This is a genomic window from Halotalea alkalilenta (assembly GCF_001648175.1).
GTDB classification, from domain to species: domain Bacteria; phylum Pseudomonadota; class Gammaproteobacteria; order Pseudomonadales; family Halomonadaceae; genus Halotalea; species Halotalea alkalilenta_A.
Genome location: NZ_CP015243.1, coordinates 1403318 through 1422520, shown reverse-complemented (window position 1 = coordinate 1422520; position 19203 = coordinate 1403318). Strand labels below are relative to the sequence as shown.

The 19203-nt window shown below is 66.2% G+C and carries 13 protein-coding genes; 8 read left to right on the top strand and 5 right to left on the bottom strand.

The window, feature by feature from the left end; translation table 11 throughout:
* The first annotated feature begins 1 nt into the window (after position 1).
* The 4 genes from A5892_RS06240 (at position 2) to A5892_RS06225 (ending at position 4067) form a co-directional block, all read left to right on the top strand.
* Complete coding sequence (locus A5892_RS06240; RefSeq protein WP_064122070.1) at positions 2-916, top strand: lysine exporter LysO family protein; 915 nt, start codon at positions 2-4, stop codon at positions 914-916.
* Between the two features lie 104 nt (positions 917-1020).
* Positions 1021-2421, top strand: a complete 1401-nt coding sequence (locus A5892_RS06235; RefSeq protein WP_223302806.1) for an ATP-binding protein — start codon at positions 1021-1023, stop codon at positions 2419-2421.
* Between the two features lie 57 nt (positions 2422-2478).
* On the top strand, positions 2479-3180 hold the full coding sequence (locus tag A5892_RS06230; RefSeq protein WP_064122068.1) for a response regulator: 702 nt from the start codon (positions 2479-2481) through the stop codon (positions 3178-3180).
* Positions 3181-3323: 143 nt separating this feature from the next.
* On the top strand, positions 3324-4067 hold the full coding sequence (locus A5892_RS06225; protein ID WP_064122067.1) for a hypothetical protein: 744 nt from the start codon (positions 3324-3326) through the stop codon (positions 4065-4067).
* 79 nt (positions 4068-4146) lie between these two features.
* On the opposite strand, the gene A5892_RS06220 is transcribed toward A5892_RS06225, so the two are convergent.
* Positions 4147-4809: a hypothetical protein gene (locus tag A5892_RS06220; protein WP_064122066.1), complete on the bottom strand. Its 663-nt coding sequence runs from the start codon at positions 4807-4809 to the stop codon at positions 4147-4149.
* Positions 4810-5188: 379 nt separating this feature from the next.
* Here A5892_RS06220 and A5892_RS06215 point away from each other — a divergent pair, with 379 nt between their 5' ends.
* Positions 5189-7258 (top strand): choline transporter, encoded by a 2070-nt coding sequence (locus A5892_RS06215; RefSeq protein WP_064122065.1) that lies wholly within the window; start codon positions 5189-5191, stop codon positions 7256-7258.
* Positions 7259-7330: 72 nt separating this feature from the next.
* On the opposite strand, the gene A5892_RS06210 is transcribed toward A5892_RS06215, so the two are convergent.
* The 3 genes from A5892_RS06210 to ptsP are packed head-to-tail and all read right to left on the bottom strand — an operon-like array spanning position 7331 to position 13019.
* Positions 7331-9130 (bottom strand): PTS fructose-like transporter subunit IIB, encoded by a 1800-nt coding sequence (locus A5892_RS06210; protein ID WP_150123500.1) that lies wholly within the window; start codon positions 9128-9130, stop codon positions 7331-7333.
* Between the two features lie 5 nt (positions 9131-9135).
* A complete protein-coding gene (locus A5892_RS06205; RefSeq protein ID WP_064122063.1) occupies positions 9136-10149 on the bottom strand; it encodes a 1-phosphofructokinase family hexose kinase in 1014 nt (337 codons plus the stop codon).
* Positions 10149-13019, bottom strand: coding sequence for a phosphoenolpyruvate--protein phosphotransferase (gene ptsP / locus A5892_RS06200; protein ID WP_064122062.1), 2871 nt, complete (start codon positions 13017-13019; stop codon positions 10149-10151). The genes A5892_RS06205 and ptsP overlap by 1 nt, the downstream gene beginning before the upstream one ends.
* 222 nt (positions 13020-13241) lie before the next feature.
* Between ptsP and cra the strand changes: the two genes are divergently transcribed.
* On the top strand, positions 13242-14252 hold the full coding sequence (gene cra, locus A5892_RS06195) for a catabolite repressor/activator (RefSeq protein WP_064124338.1): 1011 nt from the start codon (positions 13242-13244) through the stop codon (positions 14250-14252).
* Between the two features lie 12 nt (positions 14253-14264).
* Here the strand turns inward: cra and A5892_RS06190 are convergent, their stop codons facing one another.
* A complete protein-coding gene (locus A5892_RS06190) occupies positions 14265-14921 on the bottom strand; it encodes a histidine phosphatase family protein (protein WP_082890296.1) in 657 nt (218 codons plus the stop codon).
* Between the two features lie 229 nt (positions 14922-15150).
* Here A5892_RS06190 and ggt point away from each other — a divergent pair, with 229 nt between their 5' ends.
* Complete coding sequence (gene ggt, locus A5892_RS06185) at positions 15151-16905, top strand: gamma-glutamyltransferase (protein ID WP_223302805.1); 1755 nt, start codon at positions 15151-15153, stop codon at positions 16903-16905.
* Positions 16906-17217: 312 nt separating this feature from the next.
* Positions 17218-19152, top strand: coding sequence for an alkaline phosphatase D family protein (locus tag A5892_RS06180; protein WP_223302804.1), 1935 nt, complete (start codon positions 17218-17220; stop codon positions 19150-19152).
* The last annotated feature ends 51 nt before the right edge of the window (positions 19153-19203 follow it).

The window sequence follows — 19203 nt, the reverse complement described above, 5'->3', positions numbered from 1 at the left end:
GATGAGTGCTGGCCTGCTTCTGATGCTGCTCCCCTTGCTGCTCGGCTATCTGCTGCCGCCGCGTGGCCCGCGTTTCGAACACGCCGTCGGGAGGCTGCTCGAGCTCATCGTCTATTTGATCCTCGCCCTGATGGGCGCAAGCCTCGCCGGACTCGACGACCTCGGTCGCCAGCTCGGGCGCATCGGCCTGCAGGCAGCGACGCTGTTCGTGATTCTCGCCGTCTGCAATCTTGCCGCGCTGTGGCTGCTGGTCGGCAGGCGCGGAACCAGCGAGCAGGACGCCAGTGCCTTTGTCCCCACCTCGGGGCTTGCGGCCTCATTGGGCAGCTCGGTGATGCTGCTTGTCGCCGTGGCGGCCGGCACCGTCGCGGGGCTCCTCCTGCCGCTGCTCGCGGACCATGCGGGTAGCGCCGCCGAAGCCGCGCTCTATCTGCTGCTGGGCCTGATCGGCCACCAGCTGCGCCACGCCGACATCTCGCTCAAGCGAGTGCTGCTCAACACGCTCGGCGTGCGGATCGCCATCGCGCTGGTATTCAGCTCGCTGGTCGCGGGAGCGATCGCCGCGCCGCTGCTCGGACTGCCCGTGCACCAAGGCATGGCGCTGGCCTCGGGCTTCGGCTGGTACTCGCTCTCAGGCATCCTGATCAGTGATCAGCTCGGCGCGTTCTACGGTGGAATCGCCTTCTTCAACGATCTCGCCCGCGAGCTGCTCGCGGTGCTGCTGCTGCCGCTGCTGATCCGCCACACGCCAGGCACCGCGATCGGCTACTGCGGTGCCACCGCGATGGACGTCACCCTGCCGCTGATTCGACGCGCCGGCGGACTCTCCTGCGTGCCGGTCGCGCTGGTCAGCGGCTTTTTGCTCTCGGCGCTGGCGCCACCGCTGATGCTGACGCTACTGGCGTTCACAGTCTGAGCGATGTCTTGCACATTGATTGTGCTACTTCGGTCGCTGGCATCCCCTAGACTGTGCCAACCGCAACCCGGTTCGCCGCGCTTCCACCGTCAACGATGGCCGCCATGCTGAGTCGCCTGAGCATCAAGCTGTTCTTCACCATCCTGCTGGTCAACCTGCTGATCAGCGGGGTGATCTACTTTTCGGTCGCGCGCAGCATCGACCAAGGGTTCCTCGAGTACATCAAGCGCGGCCAGCAGCATCAGGTCGAGGCCTTGGTGGAGGTGCTCGGCGAGCGCTGGTCGGTCGACCGCAGCTGGTCGTGGCTACGCGATCGCGGCGCCTGGACGCAGACCCTGCGTGATTCGATGGGCACGCGCCCGGGTGATCCGCTGGATATGCCGCCGGAGCCACCGGACAATGCGCCGCCCTTCATCCCGCCGCTTTCCGATCCGCGCCAGTTCGTGCTCTACGACGCAGACGGCCGCCGTCTCGAGGGCCGGCGGCCGCCCAACGAAGCGTTCGAACGCGTGCCTATCGTGGTCGCCGGCGAAACCGTCGGCGCACTCGGCTACCCAACCGCCGAGCACGTCTCGACCACCCTCGACCGGATCTTCCTGCGCAACCAGCTGCGTAACCTGGCGGTGATCCTGCTCGCACTGCTGCCCGCCTCACTGGTGCTCGCCGCGGGGATCGCGCTATGGCTCGGCAGGCGTGCGCGATTGATGGCGCTGGCCGCGCAGTCACTGACCCTCGGCGATTATCGGGTCAGGCTGCCGACCCAGGGCCAGGACGAGCTGTCGCGGCTGTCCAGCGACATCAATACGCTCGCGCGGACCCTCGAACAGAATCGCGCCGCGAGGCGCCGCTGGGGCGCCGACATCGCCCACGAACTGCGTACGCCGCTGGCGATTCTGCGCGGCGAGCTGGAGGCGATGCAGGATGGCGTCAGGCCGATGAACGTCGACAATCTGCGCTCGCTGAGCCAGGAGGTCGAGCTGCTCAGCCGGCTGGTCAACGACCTGCGCCTGCTCGCCCAGACCGATACCCACAGTTTGGACGCGCCGCTGGAGCGCCTCGACCTCGGCGAGCTGCTCTCCACCCAGCTCGAGGAGCGCCGCCACGCATTGGAGAACGCGGGCTTCGAACTAGAGACCCGGATCGAACAGCGCATCCACATCCAAGGGGCACCCTATCGGCTGCGTCAGCTGTGGCGTAATCTGCTGGACAATTCCCAGGCCTACACCGATACGCCCGGGCGCATTCGAGTCACACTCCAAGCGACACGCACCCACGCGGTGGTGAATTGGGAGGATTCGGCACCTGGCGTGCCGGTCGATGCCCTCGACCGCCTGACCGAGCGGCTCTTCCGCCTGGACGCCTCGCGCAACCGCCAGCGTGGAGGCAGCGGCCTGGGGCTTTCGATCGCACTGGCACTGGTCGAGCTCCACGGCGGTACGATGCGGGCCTCCGCCGCGCCATTGGGTGGCCTGCGCTGGACCGTCCACCTGCCGCTGGTCGAGTGAACGCATGTTTCGTCAAGATTACCAACGCGAGAGCGTCAAACGCGGATCGCACGAGAGGTGAACGAGGTGAGTGACATCCTGATCGTCGAGGACGAGCCGAAGATTGCCGAACTGGTCTCCGACTACCTGAAGAGCGCGGGCTACACCGCCACCCACATCGCCCACGGCGACGAAGTGCTGCCGTGGCTCGAGCATCATGCGCCGAAGCTCGTGCTGCTCGACGTGATGCTGCCAGGACGAGATGGGCTGACCCTGTGTCGAGAGATACGCTACCGCTCGCCCCAGATCGGCATCATCATGCTCACCGCCCGGGTGGAGGAGATCGACCGCCTGCTGGGCCTCGAGATCGGCGCCGACGACTACATCTGCAAGCCGTTCAGTCCGCGCGAGGTACTGGCGCGCTGCAAGGCGCTGCTGCGTCGGATGGAGAGCAGCGAAGAGCAGGGCCCCGAGGGGGCGGCCAAACAGGGACTGGTGCTCGACCCGCAGGGCTGGCGCGCGCTCGCCGACGGGCAGGATCTCGGGCTCACCGCAATCGAGTTCCAGCTGCTCAGCGTGATGATGCAGAACCCGGGGCGGATCTACTCCCGCGAGCAGTTGATGGAGCAGATGTATCGCGACCACAGGATCGTCTCCGAGCGCACCGTCGACAGCCACGTGAAGAAGCTGCGCAAGAAGATCGCAGACGCTTGGCCCACCAGGGAGATCATCCACTCGGTCTATGGCGTCGGCTACAAGTACAGCCCCGAGCCACGTTGAGCTGAATGCACCAACATCGTCCCGTGGTGACCAATTACTGCACCATTGATGGGGATTCTTCCACGCTGACTGCATACTGGTTGCATCACTCCCTCGGATACTGACACCAACGCCATGAGGCGTCAGTACCGAGGAGTATCAGCATGAAGAAGACCCTACTTGCCCTGGCGGTCGCCGCAGCGACCCTTTCCTCCTTCGCCCAAGCCCAGTCGCCCGCCGATGATCAGGTGTCGCGAGGCAACCCGCTCAAGCAGGCGGTGGTGGCGAGCTGGCATCTCGATGCCGATCAGACCCGCGCCCTGGCCGAGGCCGATGCGGAGTTCCGCGCTCAGCGCCAACAGCTGCGCGATCAACGCGACGAAGCGGCTTCACCGCAAACGCACCGGCAAGCGATGGACGAACTGCTCGAACAGCAGCGCACGCGCCTCGCACAGATTTTGGATGCCGAACAGCAGCGCGCCTATCTGATGCTCGAGCGGCCGATGCCCGGGCAGCACGGGCCGGAGCGCCCACGCCTCGATCCTGAACGCCTGACGCAGGATTTCGAGCAGCGTTTTACCCCGCTGATGGAAAGCTGGAATCTCGACCCGGCGAGCCGCGAACAGGTAGTGAGCGCGCAGCGCACCTTCATCGAAGGGCTCAAGGCCCAGCATCCGCAACGCACCGACAAGCCCGGCCCGCGTGAGCAGGGCGAGGACAAGGGTGATCGTCGCGAAGCTCGCAAGGCCGCGTTCGAGCAGCTCTTGACCCAGCGCCACGAAGCGTTGGCCGAGGTGCTGGACGCCGACCAGCTCGCCGCCTTCGAGGCGCTGACCCAGCCGCCGCGCCCGATGCATCACGGCGAAGCTGGGCCAGCCCCGACGGAGCTCCCGCCCAGTCAGGGCTGATCGGTCGATCCCGACCCCACCCCGCAAAAAGGCGCGCTCCAGGGCGCGCCTTCTTTATCTCCATCTCCCGCTTATCCACTCATGCCGCCCCGCCGCCATGCGAACGCTGGTGCTGCAGCTGCTGCTCATCGATGAAGCTCGACTCACTCACCGCACGATAGTCTCCGCCGTTTCTTCCCTCGGAGAGGCACTTGACCAGCACCAGCCTCTCACCAAGCGCGAAGCGAACCGGTGACTTGGCGCTGACTCGCAGGGTCTCGCCCACGGTGCCATCGAGCGGACGCACTTCATACTCGTCAGGGCCGAGCTGATCGACCACCTCCACCCGCGATCCGAGACGGCACCGCGTGGCGCCCAGCCTGGTCGCGAGCGGGCGCAGCATGCGTACCACCGGGCGGGTGAGCTGGATCGCGATGGTGGTCACCAGCCAGATCTCGACGATGCCGACGAGGATCCCCATCATGCCAAGATCGAACCAGCGCATGACCAACGCCTCGATCGCGAAGCTGATCACCGTCGCGAAGATGCAGACCAGGCTCAGCGAGAGGCTGACCGGCACGCCACCGAGGCCCAGCGAGCGGAACACGCACGCCAGGTGGCGATCTTTCAGGCTGATGGGATCGAACAGCTCGGCTTTCACCAGACGGGTCGCCACCAGCGCCCAGTAAAGCAGCGAGATGGCCGAGAGAATGGCGAACAGGACCACGGGAAAGGTCATCAGGGTATCGATGAAAGCGTCCATCATCCACCTCCTCAGTCGACTGGCGAACGATCAGGGCGAGTAATGCGCAGTGAGCACCTCGTTCACCTGGGCAGCTCGTCGACCACGACCTATGATGGCTGGAGCCACGAGCCTGCTTCGTGCCCTCCGCACTACCAGTATAGGAAACCTTAATGTTGATGGGTCTGGTACTTTCGCAGGGTTCAGCTGAGGTGAGACGATTCGTTCCATAATTGGAATCGAGGTTGAACAGGCAATTACAATCAAGTATTTTTATTGATTGAACAATCAATAAAACACACCCGCGACGCTGGAACGACCGAGAACGCCCGCCATGACGGGTGTCCGGGTTCCAATCGCCGATACAGGGTGTCTTCCAGCAACCGATCGGATACACCCTATGCTTGATAGCCAAGATAACCAGGTCGCCAAACGAGACAGGCTCAATCCTGTCGTGTTCTTCAGTTCGGCGACGTTGATCATCGCCCTGGCCGTCTGGTCGATCATCGCCCCCACCTCCGCAAACCATACGATCAACCTGCTGCTCGGCTGGATCTCAGAGGGATTCGGCTGGTACTACTTCCTCGCGGCCACGCTCTACATCGTCTTCGTCGTGGTGGTCGCCTGCTCCCGCTTCGGTAACATCAAGCTGGGTCCAGAGCAGTCGAAGCCGGAGTTCAGCCTGTTCACCTGGGCGGCGATGCTGTTCGCCGCCGGGATCGGCATCGACCTGATGTTCTTCGCCGTGGCCGAGCCGATCACCCAGTTCCTCGCCCCGCCAGAGGGCCAGGGGGGCACCAACGAGGCCGCGCGCCAGGCCGTGGTGTGGACGATGTTCCACTACGGCGTCACTGGCTGGGCGATGTACGCCCTGATGGGGATGACGCTCGCCTACTTCAGCTTTCGCTACAACCTGCCGCTGACCATCCGCTCCGCGCTCTATCCGCTGATCGGCAAACGCATCCACGGCCCGATCGGCCATACCGTGGACACCGCCGCGGTACTCGGCACCATCTTCGGCATCGCCACTTCGCTCGGCATCGGCGTGGTCCAGCTCAACTATGGGCTCAACTTCCTCTTCGGCGTTCCCGAGGGGCTCTCCGCCCAGGCCGCGCTCATCCTGCTCTCGGTGATCATGGCGACGATCTCGGTGGTCTCCGGAGTCGACAAGGGCATTCGCCGGCTTTCCGAGCTCAATGTGCTGCTCGCGATCCTGCTGATCCTGTTCGTGCTCTTCGCCGGCGATACCATCTTCCTGCTCAACGCCTTGGTACTGAACGTCGGCGACTACCTCGACGGCTTCCTCGGCATGACGCTGAACACCTTCGCCTTCGACCGCCCTGTCGAATGGCTGAACTCCTGGACCCTGTTCTTCTGGGCCTGGTGGATCGCCTGGGCACCGTTCGTCGGCCTCTTCCTCGCGCGTATCTCGCGCGGGCGCACCATTCGCCAGTTCGTCGCCGGCACGCTGATCATTCCGTTCATCTTCACCCTGATCTGGCTGTCGGTATTCGGCAACAGCGCGCTGGATATCGTGCTCAATGGCAACGACGCCTTCGGCGAGGTGGCGATGAACCATCCCGAGCGGGCGTTCTATTCGCTGCTCGCCGAGTATCCCTGGGTCTCCTTCAGCGCCTCGCTCGCCACCGTCACCGGGCTTCTGTTCTACGTCACCTCGGCGGACTCGGGTTCGCTGGTGCTGGGCAATTTCACCTCCTACCTCAAAGACGCCAACAGCGATGCGCCCAACTGGCTGAGAATCTTCTGGTCGGTGGCGATCGGTCTGCTGACGCTTGCGATGCTGTCGGTCGGCGGCGTACCGACCCTGCAGAGCGCAACGATCATCATGGGCCTGCCCTTCTCGTTCGTGATCTTCTTCATCATGATCGGGCTGTACAAGTCGCTCAAGATCGAAGCGTTTCGCCAGGATAGCCATAAGGGCAGCCTCTCAGGACTGCTCTCCGGACGCCTCAATGACGAACGCGGGCAGAACCGCAGCTGGCGCCAGCGACTGTCGCGCTCGATGACCTACCCTGGCCGCCGCCAGACCCTGCGCGCGATCGATGAGATCTATCGCCCGGCGATGAAGGAAGTGGCGGGCGAGCTCGAGCGCCAGGGCGCCACGGTCCATCTCACCGAGGGTGTGATCGAGGAGAGCGGGATGCCGCACCTGGACCTTCACGTCTCGATGGGCGACGAGCAGGACTTCAACTACCAACTGTGGCCGCGCCGCTATGCTTCGCCGTCGTTCGCGGTTCGCAGCCAGCGCGTCGATGCGAACTACTACCGGCTCGAGGTCTACCTGCTGGAGGGCACCCAGGGCTACGACCTGATGGGCTACACCCGCGAGCAGGTGATCAACGACATCCTCGACCAGTACGAGCGCCACCTGCACTTCCTGCACCTCAACCGCGAGGCGCCGGGCGCCAATCCGCAAGTACCGGACGAGCAGCTCGGCCACGAGGGCTGAGCATCATCCCCTCGGAAGCGAACGCGCCCCCGCGGCTCACATGTCGCGGGGGCGCGTTCTTGCGTGGAGGCGTCAGTGCGAAGCGCTGGGCACCACCGCGCCGGTGGGTCCGGTCGCCGCCGCCTCCACTGCGTCGGGGCGGCGTTTGATCAGCGCGTAGAGAACACCGGTGAATAGCGAGCCGGCCAGGATCGCCATCAGGTAGAGCAGCGCATGGTTGACCGCACCAGGGATCAACAGCACGAACAGTCCGCCGTGGGGCGCCATCAGGGTGATCCCGAAGAGCATCGACAACCCACCGGTGATCGCGCCGCCGATGATCGACAGCGGCAGCACCCGCAGCGGGTCCTTGGCGGCGAAGGGGATCGCCCCTTCGCTGACGAAGCACAGGCCTAGCACCAGCGACGCCTTGCCCGCCTCACGCTCGGCGGCGGCGAACTTGGTCTTGGCGATCAGCGTCGCGATCCCCATCGCGATCGGCGGCACCATGCCGGCGGCCATGATCGCGGCCATCGGCGCATAGGTCTGGGTGGACAGCAGCCCGACGCCGAAAGTGTAGGAGGCCTTGTTGACCGGACCGCCAAGATCGACGCACATCATTGCGCCGAGCAGCAGCCCGAGCAGCACGGCATTGGTCGAGCCCATCGAGTTCAGGAACGCGGTCAGCGCATCGAGCAGCGCCGCGACCGGGGTGCCGATCACGTAGATCATCGCAAGGCCGGTGACCAGACTTGCCAGCAGCGGCACGATCAGGATCGGCTTCAGCGCCTCAAGGCTCGCAGGCAGCTTGACCCAGCGCACCAATGCCAGGGCGCAGTAGCCGGCGAGAAACCCCGCGACGATACCGCCGATGAAGCCCGCGCCAAGGGAGCTTGCGAGCATGCCGCCGATCATGCCGGGGGCGATCCCCGGCCGGTCGGCGATCGAATAGGCGATATAGCCCGCCAGTACCGGCACCATCAAAGCGAATGCGGTTTCGCCGCCGATCTGCATCAGCGCCGCCGCGAGCGTTCCCTCCTGCTCGAAGGCGGTGATCCCGAACACGAACGAGAGTGCGATGCACAATCCGCCCGCGACCACCATCGGCAGCATGAACGAGACCCCGGTGAGCAGGTGCTTGTAGACCCCGCGCTCCTTGATGCCCTTCTTCTGCCCGGCGCTGCTGGACCCACCGCCCGTCGAGGCGCCGGCGGATTCCACCGCACCCTCGGCGAGCGCGGCCTCGAGCGTCTGGCGCGACTTCTTCAGCGCGGCTCCGGTGGAGGTGCGGTAGATCCGCTTGCCGGCGAAGCGCGCGGTATCGACATCGATATCGCAGGCCAGCAGCACCACATCGGCGGCTTCGATCTCATCCGCCTCCAGCTTGTTCTGCGCCCCTACCGATCCCTGGGTCTCGACCTTGATCGAAAGCCCCATCGCACGCCCCGCCTCCGCCAGCGCCTCGGCGGCCATGAAGGTGTGCGCGACACCAGTCGGGCAGGCGGTGACCGCGACCACGCTGCGCACGCCACTCGATCCGCCGCTCTCGGCCGGCGCCGCGGTCTCGCGCTCACCATCGTCATGCCAGGTCTCAGCGGCAAACTCGGCGCGATCGAGGAAGCGATCGGGGTTGGGCAGCGCCGCCTCGAGCGCATCGCGGTAGAGCCGTTTGCCTTCGAAGCGGGAGAGATCGACCGCCCGGCTGGCGGCGACCAGGACCAGGTCAGCCGCCGCGATCGCATCCGCCGAGAGGCGCAGGCCCCCGCCGAGTTCGCCCTGCAGTTCCACCTCTACCTCCCAGCCGCGCCGCAGTGCCGCGCGCTCGAGCCGGCGAGCGGCAAGGTAGCTGGTCGCCATGCCGCTGGGGCAGGCGGTCAGAATGATTGCTTTCACTTCCATCACTCCCTCTGCGAAGACTCACCGTCGCGCGCCGCGCGAGCAGTGGTCGTACGCTCCGGGCACGGCGCCGGGTCGAGACGCTCGACCCGTGTAGCCGCAACCAGCGCGGAAAAATCGTCACAAGATGGGTCACCGACGCCGACGTGACGCACGCATTCGGCAGCAAGCGCGGTGGCGAAGGCGAGCGAGCGCTCGGCGTCGAAGCCAGCGAGCCGGGCATGGAGCAGCCCACCGAGCAGGGTATCGCCGGCACACACCGTGCTTTTCACCTCGACCGACGGCGGGTGGGCCGCGAGCAGCCCTTGCTCACGAGAGCGCCACAGCACACCCTTGGCGCCGAGCGACACCACCGCCTCGTCGACACCGCGGTCGAGCAGCCGCTTGCAGGCATCGACCAGCGCGGGGCTGTCGTCGGGGTCCAGCGAAACGCCCAGCCACTCGGCCAGCTCATCCTCGTTGGGCTTGACCATCGTCGGCCGCCCTTCTATGCCGGCACCCAGAGCCGCGCCGCTGGTGTCGAGCCACACCGGCACGCCATGGGCCACCACCAGCGCCACCAGCCGGGTGAAACGCTTGAGTGCGAAGCCGGGCGGCAGGCTGCCTGCGATCACACAGGCATCGATTCGATGCAGCCGATGCGAAAGCTGGATCTCGAAGTCATCGAGCTGCGCATCAACGACTGCGATCCCGGGCCCATTGATGTCGCTGACCCGCCCATCGCGCTCGCTGAGCTTGACGTTGACCCGGGTCGAACCAGGCACACGCAGGCAGGCGTCCTCGACGCCCCAGGCATTGAAGGCAGCGACGAAGGGAGCATCGTTGTCAGCGCCGAGCAGCCCACCGACGCAGACCCGATGGCCGAGCGCGGCCAGCAGCCGGGCGACGTTGTGGCCCTTGCCGGCCGCGTCCAGACGGCTGTGTTCGGCGCGATTGACCGCGCCGGGGCGAAGCTCGCCGAGCTCGATGCTCAGGTCGAGCGCCGGGTTCAGGGTCAGGCAGAGCACATCGGCCATCAGCTGCGCTCCACCAGGTCACGCACTGCGCCGGCATCGCCCAGCGCCAGCGCCTGCTCGGCCAGCGCGCGAGCGGCGCTGAGTTCGAGCTCGCGCACCCGCGCCTTGACCATCGGCACCTGGCGCACCGACACCGAAAGTTCATCGACACCGAGCCCGACCAGCACCGGCACCGCCTGCGGGTCGGCGGCGAGTTCACCGCATACGCCGACCCAACGTCCGCGCGCGTGGGCGGCGGCGACGGTGGTGCGGATCAGCCGCAGCACCGCCGGGTGGAGTCCGTCGGCCTGGGCCGACAGCAGCGAATGGCCACGATCGATCGCCAGGGTGTACTGGGTCAGGTCATTGGTGCCGATCGAGAAGAAATCGACCTCCTCGGCCAGGGTCTCAGCGAGCAGTGCACACGAGGGCACCTCGACCATCACCCCGAGCTGGAGATCGAGGATCGGGTCACCGAGCTCTGCAATCACGCGATCGACGATCGCGCGCGCAGCGCGGAATTCGAGCACGTCCTTGACCATCGGCAGCATGATGCGCAGCGGCCGCCCCTGGGAGGCGACCAGCAGCGCGCGAATCTGGGTCTCGAGCACCTCCGGGCGCGTCAGCGCGAGGCGGATCCCGCGCAGGCCGAGAAACGGGTTTTCCTCGTGGGGTAGAGGCCAGTATGACAGCGGCTTGTCGCCGCCGACGTCCAGGGTCCGCGCGACCAGCGCGCGTTCGGGCCCGAGGGCATCGAAGGCGCGGCGGTACTCGCTGATCTGGGTGTCGAGATCGGGCGCCTCGGAGTGGGCCATGAAGACGAACTCGGTGCGCAGCAGGCCGACCGCCTCCGCGCCATGCTCGACCGCGTCATGGGCGTGGGCGGTGCTGCCCAGGTTGGCGGCGACCTCGACGCGATGCCCATCGCGGGTAAGCGCGGGCTCGAAGCGCACGTCGAAGGCCTTGCGACGGCGCAGCTCCTGCTCCTTGAGCGCAAGCAGGGTGCGGGTACGACGCTCAGCGCAGGGCCCCACCACCCATCGCCCACGGTCACCATCGACGATCAGCTCGCTACCCTGGGGAATCGCCAGCACCTGCTCGCCGGCGCCGACCACCGCGGGAATTCCCAATGCTCGGGCCAGGATCGCACTGTGCGAGGTCGCCCCGCCCTTGGCGGTGAGCAGCCCCTTGACCCTGGAGGTATCGAGCCGGGCGACGTCGGAAGGCCCGGCATCGTCCATCACCAACACGTAGGGGTCGTCGGGCGCCGGCGGCAGGCTGACCCCGCAGAGCGAGGCCAGCACCCGCCGGCCGACATCGCGCAGGTCCATCGCGCGCTCGGCGAGCAGCCGATCGGCGAGCTGCTCCTGGGCGCGGGCCGATGCATCGATCGCCTTCCACCAGCCCGCCTCGGCGCTGGCACCCTCGGTGATCGACTCAACCGCGGCGCGCTCGAGCTCTTCGTCGAAGAGAATCTCCTCGTGCATCGACAGGATCTCGCTGACCTCGCCGCCGTCCGGCGCGCGCAGGATCAGCTCGCGCAGCTGCTCGCCGGAGGTGGTGATCGCCCCGCGCAGTCGCTGCTGCTCACCCTCGGCGCTGCTCTGATCATCGAAGCGCTCCGGATAACGAAACTCAGGCGGCCGGACCACGAAGGCCTCGGCCACCGCCAAGCCGGGTGAGGCACTCACCGCGGCATGCGGCACGTCGGTCTCGGGCGGCGGCACCGCCCGCCTCGCGTGGGTGTGATTGCGCGACGGCCGCGCCTCGGTGGTGTCGGCCAACGGCGCGACCACCTCGCCAAGCCCGCCGCGCACCGCCTCGACCATCGCTTCGACCGCCGCCTTCGCGCCCTCGCCCTCGGCGGAGAAGATCAGCATCTGCCCACGCCGCGCTCCGAGGTTGATCACCTTGGTGAGGCTGCTCGCCGGCACCGCCGGCGCACCGCCGTCGGAGAGCCGCACCGATACCGGTACCGGCTGCTGGCGAGCGACCTGGACCAACTGCTTGGCCGGACGCGCATGCAGGCCATGGTCGTTGCGCACCCGCACCTTGCCGATTTCGGCGGCGCTGCTCTGCCCAGCAAGACGAGCCAGGATCTGTTCGGCACCGACGCGCGCCAGCGCCTCGCCATTGCCCTCTTCGAGCAGCGTGATCAAACGCTCCATCAGCGGTACGTGCTCACGCTCGCGCTCGGCGAGGCAGAACACCCCGATGCAATCCTCGACCGCGGCAGCCGCGCTGGCAAAACCCAGCGCCGGCGTGAGCACGCCCCGCTTGCCGCGGATCAGCCAGAGCTTCTGGCCCAATGAAACCGGCGGCTCGACGAGTGCCGCGGTGATGAACTCCGCGCTGACGCAGCCCGCGGCATAGAGCCTGCCCGCGGCCGCAGCGGCGAGTTCGAGCCTGGAGGCGGCCGGCACACCGGTGACGATGGTGGAAGAATCGAGGCGCGCCTCGGACTGCTCGCCACCGAGCAGCTCGACCAGTTCGTCGGCGTCGGCGGCAGCGGCGAGCCGCTCGCCGATGCCGTCACGATCCAGCACGTGGGTCAGCGCGCGCAGAATCTCGAGATGCTCATCGGAACGAGCGGCGATCGCGATCAGCAGGAACACCCGCTCGCCATCGTGCCATTCGACACCGGCGGGAAACTGCAGCACCCGGACCCCGGTCTCGCGTACATGCTCGCGGCTCTGTGGGGTACCATGGGGAATCGCGATGCCGGCGCCAAGATAGGTCGAGCCCTGGGCTTCACGGTCGAACAACGCATCGGCATAGCCGGACTCGACCAGCCCGTCATCGGCCAGCGCGGTGCCGGCCTGGCGGAGTGCGTCGCGCCAGTCGGGGGCTACGCGCGCGAGTTTCACTGCGTTGGAGGAAAGAGTGAGCATATGTCCGTCCAATGGGAGAGCCCGCGGGATCACGGGCAGCGAAGAGACCATGGGGAAAGCGACAGGTCCATGCGCCGAACGATGAATAGCTGAATCGGTTCATCTTGAAGTTCAATGCTCAGGCCTCAGCGCATGTTTAGCAACTAGCGCGGAGGCCGACATTGGTCGTATCCGCGTCCTCCCATGGTCGCCACCGTCCACTCCACGATCGGAAACCGCTCGATGAAACCGCTCACCCTGATCGAGATCGCACGCCTGGCCGGCGTATCGCGCACCACCGCAAGCTATGTGATCAATGGCAAGGCCAAGACCCATCGGATCAGCGAGGCGACGGTGGAGAAGGTCATGGCCGTGGTCGATGCCCATGGCTATCGCATCGATATCCAGGCAGCCGCGCTGCGCCGTGGAGTGACCCGTACCCTCGGATTCGTGGTGCCCGATCTCGCCAATGCAAGCTATGCAAGACTCGCCAAGCAGCTGGAGCTTGGCGCACGCCGGGCCGGCTACCAGCTCCTGATCGGCGGCACCAACGACGAGCCGGATACCGAACGCGAGCTGGCGCTGAGCCTGCGGGCGCGTCGCTGCGACGCACTGATCACCGCCTCCTGCCTGAGCGAGGACGACGGCTTCTACGCCGAGCTGATGGCGGAGGGGATGCCGGTGATCGGCGTGGACCGCCCGCTCGATCCCGAGCGCTTCGCCTGCGTGGTCGGCGACGACTGCGAAGGCGCCCGCACGCTGACTCTGAGAACGGTGGATGAATCGGTAGGCAAGGTGGTGTGGCTCGACGCAGTGGCGCAAATTTCGATCAGCCGCGCCAGGCGCCGCGGCTTCGACACCGCGATGGAGAGTCTCGATGCCAGCGTAGTGCGGATTTCAGCCACCCATTACGACTGCGCCAGCGGCAGCGCGGCGATAACCGAACTGCTCGAACGCGACGGGCTGCCGGACGCCCTGATCACCGCCTCCTATACCCTGCTCGAAGGCGCGTTGGAAGCGCTCACCACGCGCTATGGCAGTCTCTTCGATCCCCGCCTGAGCGCACTGCGCCTCGCCACCTTCGGCGACGACCGGCTGCTCGATTTCCTGCCCCAGCGCGTCGAGTCGCTGCGCCAGCGCTACGACCAGATCGCCGCCCTGACCCTCGAACATGCCCTGGGCGCGCTCGACGGGCACTACCGCCCGGGGCACTGGGTGGTGCCGCGCAGCCACCGCAGCCACCACCGCAGCTGAGCGAGGGCACGCTCAGCGCTCGTAGATCGCATACCGCCAATGGCGACTACCCGGGCGGCGAGGACCACGCCATCCTTGCTTGAGCAGCGAGCGGGCGACCAGGACGTTGAACATCGCATGACCGACGAACAGCACCGAATCGTGACGCTCGCTGAGCTGCGCCAGCGTGTTCGCCCCATGCCGGGCACGACGCCGTGCCTCGCCGAGCGACTCGGCGTTGCCGCGATAGCCGAACAGCCACAGCACCCGGAACAGCGCGAGCCAGGCGGCGGGAGGCAGCGCGGGTGTCGGCCAGCGCCCGGGCCCATGGGGAAACTCGATCTCGCGCAGGGCGGGATCGGAAAGCACCAGCGCATCGCAGCGCTTGAGCCGCTGCACCGACTCCATGGCGCGCGGCAGGTCGCTGCAGACCACCGCGACGCAGTCGTCGGCGACGGCCTGGGCATCGCTGCAGTGGCTGTGGCTCTTGAGCCCTGCGCGATGGTAGCGCGCCACCCATTGGCGCAGTTCAGCGGCGGGAATCCGCTGGTCAAAACGAGCCTCCGGCTCACCGTGACGCATCAATACGATGCGCCGGGGGCCGCGCTGCGAATGGCTGTCGGCCTGGGGAGGCAGGGAATCCAGAACGGCATCGAGCTCGCTATCGATGTTATGAAGCGGTGAATTCATCCACGTCGTGCTCCGCGGCGATGGAAGTAATCGAGGGGCGCCATCGTTGCCCAGAAACTATGAAACCGTTTGTAACAAATAGTTCGGCCCAGAAGGAATGAATTTTTCCCTTTTCCACATCGAATCCCCCAACCGTTCAACGTTTCGCACGGTGTCGTACGCTCGACGGTTCAGACGCAAAGCTCAATGAGATCATCGACAACCAAGCCATAACACAGGGAATCGCAGCATGACTCGATCATTTCCGTCTCGTCCAGCCGCCGGTCGGATGCTAGCGCTCGTGACCTGCACGCTGATTGCGCTACCCGGTCTCGGTGCTGCGATCTCCGTCCAGGCGGCGACCACGCTGGATGCAGGCGCAGTGGCCGCGCCGGACCGCTATGGCGCCCAAACCGCCGCCGCGGTGCTGCGTGCCGGTGGCAATGCGGTGGACGCCGCGATCGCGACCGCTTTCACCCTCGCGGTGAGCTATCCCGAGGCCGGTAACATCGGCGGCGGTGGCTTCATGACCGTCTACTTCGAAGGCGAGCCCTACTTCCTCGACTACCGCGAGATCGCGCCCTCCTCCGCCAGCCGCGACATGTACCTGGACCAGGACGGCGAGGTGATCGAGAACAAGAGCCTGATCGGCTACCACGCCTCTGGGGTGCCAGGAACGGTGATGGGCATGTGGGAAGCGCACCAGCGCTTCGGCAGCCTGCCCTGGGCCGAGCTGGTGCAGCCTGCCATCGCGTTCGCTCGCGATGGTATCGAGCCGGCGGAGCGCGCCAACCAGTACAGCGAGGACGAGACCGAGAAGTTTCGCGGCCGGACCAACTTCCATGACTACTTTTCGGGCCTCGACGAAGAGGGCCCCTTCCGCCAGCCGGAACTGGCCGCGACGCTCGAGCGGATCGCGGCACAGGGCGCGGACGACTTCTACCGTGGCGAGACCGCCCAGCTGATCGTCGCCGAGATGGCCCGTGGCGGTGGCAACATCGGCCTCGACGATCTTGCCGATTATCGCGCCCACTGGCGCGAGCCGATCGAACTTGAATGGCGCGGCGCCACCGTCTACGCCCCGACCCCGCCGAGCTCGGGCGGCATCGGCCTCGCCCAGCTGCTGACCATGAAAGACCGCCTGAGCGGCCTGTTCCAGGGGGTCGCACTCAACTCCGCGCAGTACGTCCACTTGATCAGCGAGATCGAAAAGCGCGTGTTCGCTGACCGAGCCGACTATCTGGGTGACCCGGATTTCTCCGCCGTGCCCACCGCGCAGCTGATCGACCGTGACTACCTCGACCGCCGCGCGGGGGAAGTGAGGCCGGGGACGATTTCACCCACCGAGGAAGTGCAGCCCGGTCTCGAGCACTTCCAGACCACCCATTACTCGATCGTCGATCGCTTCGGCAACGCGGCCTCGAATACCTACACGCTCAACTTCAGCTTCGGCAGCGGCGTGGTGGTCACCGGCGCCGGCTTCCTGCTCAACAACGAGATGGATGACTTCAGCGCTCGCGCGGGCGTACCCAACGCCTTCGGCGTGGTCGGCGGAGACGCCAACGCCATCGCTCCCGGCAAGCGGATGCTCTCTTCGATGACCCCGACCATCGTCACCCGCGATGGCCAGGTCGAACTGGTGATCGGCACTCCCGGAGGCTCGCGGATCTTCACCTCGATCTTCCAGGCGATGAACAACATCTACGACTATGACCTGCCACTCGATCAGGCGCTCGCCGCGCCGCGGTTCCACCACCAGCTGCTGCCCAAGGACCTGATCTATACCGACCCCGCCGCACCGCTCGAGGCGGACACCGTCGCCGAGCTCGAGCGACGTGGCTACCGGGTCGAGCCCCAGGGCTGGCGAATGGGCGATCTACAGGCGATCCAGGTCGAAAGCGGCAGCCCAATCGCGGTTTCCGACCCTCGCGGACGCGGCGTCGCGCTGAGGGTGGATGCAAAGGAACATCTCTCCCCGGCCGAACCCACACCCGCGGAACTCTGATTTCAGGCTCGACCCGCGATGCCGGCCGCATCACTCGCCGCCGGCATCGCCGCAGCCGCCAACGCATCGCCCAGGCACTCTCCGCAGTGGTCATGCCCCACCTTCAACCAGCCCGTTAGCACCCACTGACCTGCGCCCCTTACCCCCGTCGAAACCCAAGATAACGGTATCAATCATTCCCTCGCGGCCCCTCGCAACGCTTCCTTAAGCCGCCAGCCTCTAGAATGTCGATGATTCTGGTTGGAAAGCGCCCCACGTGACCTAAGGTGGACGCGACCATCCTCGCCCTTACTTCGATGGAGCCGCTACACCGTGCCCGAAGACCGTGCCGCGAGCACTCCCGTCACTCTGCCGGACGTGCTCGCAGGCCCTATCCTGCGCCGTCTCACCGATACGCACATAGCGCTGTGGCTGGCTACTAGCCGCTCGCTGGAACTGCATCTCGAGCTCTATACCGACGCTGATGCCCTGCTCACCGACTACCCTCTCGACGCCGGAGAGCGCAGTGAACTGCGTCTGGGCGAACATCTCTACCTGCAGCTGATCGAGGTGGCGCTGCCCGAGGCCCTCGCCGAGGAGTCGAGCCTGTTCGCCTACGACCTGAACATCCTTGGCGGCGAAGATCCGGGTCGGATCGCTGGCTGGGGCGCGGAGCTACTCTACGAAGGCGAGCGCCGCCCCAGGGTCAAACGCAGCCTGCGGTTCGATACCCTGCTGCATGGCTCGTGTCGCAAGCCCCACCACCCCGCCGCCGACGGCCTCGCCCGCGCCGACCGCTGGCTGGCCGAACGCCGCGACGATCACGCCCAATGGCCCGCCGCGCTGATCCACAGCGGCGACCAGGTCTACGTCGACGACGTCTCGGGCGTCACCCTGGCGGCGATCCATGCGCTGATCAGCCGACTCGGCCTCGACCACGAGCGCTTCGAAGGTGCGACGATCGATGACAGCCGCGAGCTGATGCCGAATGGCGATGTCGCCTGCCACCGCTGCAGCTACTATCACCGCGAGCGACTGCTGCCCCACTCCCGCGAAGGGCACAACCTGCGCCAGCGCTTCTTCGGCGGTACCCGCAAGCCAGTGTTCACCTCGGACAACGCAAGCAACCACTTGATCTCGCTGGCCGAGATGATCGCCATGTACCTGCTGGTCTGGTCGCCGGTGCCGTGGCGACTGATCGACCCGACGCCGCCAACGCTTGCGCAGGAGGATCTCGCCAAGTATCGCAAGGACGAACCTGTATTGGCGCGGTTCGTCCATGAACTCACCGGCGTGCGCCGGGTGCTGGCGCACCTGCCGAACTACATGATCTTCGACGACCACGACGTCTCCGACGACTGGAACCTCACCGGCGCATGGGAAAAGCTCACCTACGAGCATCCATTCTCGAAGCGGATCATCGGCAACGCCCTGCTCGCCTATCTGCTGTTCCAGGGCTGGGGCAACGCGCCGGAATCGTTCGACGATGAGCTGCTCGACGCCTTCACCCACACCGATCGTTTCGACGAAGCGACCCAGGACGCGCTGATCGAGCGGCTGCTGCATTTCGATCGATGGCAGTACGAAGTGAAGGGGGAGCCTAAGCTACTGGTGCTCGATACCCGCACCCAGCGCTGGAAGAGCGAGCGCAATCCCGACCACCCTTCGGGACTGATGGACTGGGAAGCACTGACCGAGACCCAGCAGGCGCTGCTCGGCAATGACGCGGTGGTGATGGTCTCGCCGGCGCCGATCTTCGGGGTCAAGCTGATCGAGACGATCCAACAGGCGTTCACCTGGATCGGCAAGCCGCTGCTGGTCGACGCCGAGAACTGGATGGCCCACCCCGGCTGCGCCAATGTGATCCTCAACATCTTCTATCACCGGGGCACGCCGAAGAACTTCGTCGTGCTCTCGGGCGACGTGCACTACTCGTTCGTCTACGACATCAACCTGCGCGGGCGCGACGCCGCACCCTCGGTGTGGCAAATCACCAGCAGCGGGATCAAGAACGAATTCCCCGACCGCCTGCTCGATACCTTCGACCGGCTCAACCGCTGGCTGTACGCCCCCTGGTCACCGCTCAACCTGTTCACCCAACGCCGCCGCTTCGAAGTTCGCCCACGCCTGCCCGACCACCGCTCGACCGGCGAACGGCTGGTCAACAAAGCGGGCATCGGGCTGGTGCGCCTGGACGCCGAAGGACGACCGATCGATATCCGCCAGCTCGGCGCCGACGGCGAAGACGTGCGGTTCGAATCCCCATAGCCCGGGGCGAATCGTGTCGAGCATCAGACGCTACTGGCCGCTCGAGATATG

Excerpts from the sequence above, each read along its gene's own strand:
- A5892_RS06225 (WP_064122067.1), top strand. The coding sequence starts at position 3,324 with ATGAAGAAGACCCTACTTGCCCTGGCGGTCGCCGCAGCGACCCTTTCC.
- ptsP (WP_064122062.1), bottom strand. The coding sequence starts at position 13,019 with ATGCTCACTCTTTCCTCCAACGCAGTGAAACTCGCGCGCGTAGCCCCC.
- A5892_RS06240 (WP_064122070.1), top strand. The coding sequence starts at position 2 with ATGAGTGCTGGCCTGCTTCTGATGCTGCTCCCCTTGCTGCTCGGCTAT.
- A5892_RS06215 (WP_064122065.1), top strand. The coding sequence starts at position 5,189 with ATGCTTGATAGCCAAGATAACCAGGTCGCCAAACGAGACAGGCTCAAT.
- A5892_RS06190 (WP_082890296.1), bottom strand. The coding sequence starts at position 14,921 with ATGAATTCACCGCTTCATAACATCGATAGCGAGCTCGATGCCGTTCTG.
- cra (WP_064124338.1), top strand. The coding sequence starts at position 13,242 with ATGAAACCGCTCACCCTGATCGAGATCGCACGCCTGGCCGGCGTATCG.
- ggt (WP_223302805.1), top strand. The coding sequence starts at position 15,151 with ATGACTCGATCATTTCCGTCTCGTCCAGCCGCCGGTCGGATGCTAGCG.
- A5892_RS06205 (WP_064122063.1), bottom strand. The coding sequence starts at position 10,149 with ATGGCCGATGTGCTCTGCCTGACCCTGAACCCGGCGCTCGACCTGAGC.
- A5892_RS06235 (WP_223302806.1), top strand. The coding sequence starts at position 1,021 with ATGCTGAGTCGCCTGAGCATCAAGCTGTTCTTCACCATCCTGCTGGTC.
- A5892_RS06220 (WP_064122066.1), bottom strand. The coding sequence starts at position 4,809 with ATGGACGCTTTCATCGATACCCTGATGACCTTTCCCGTGGTCCTGTTC.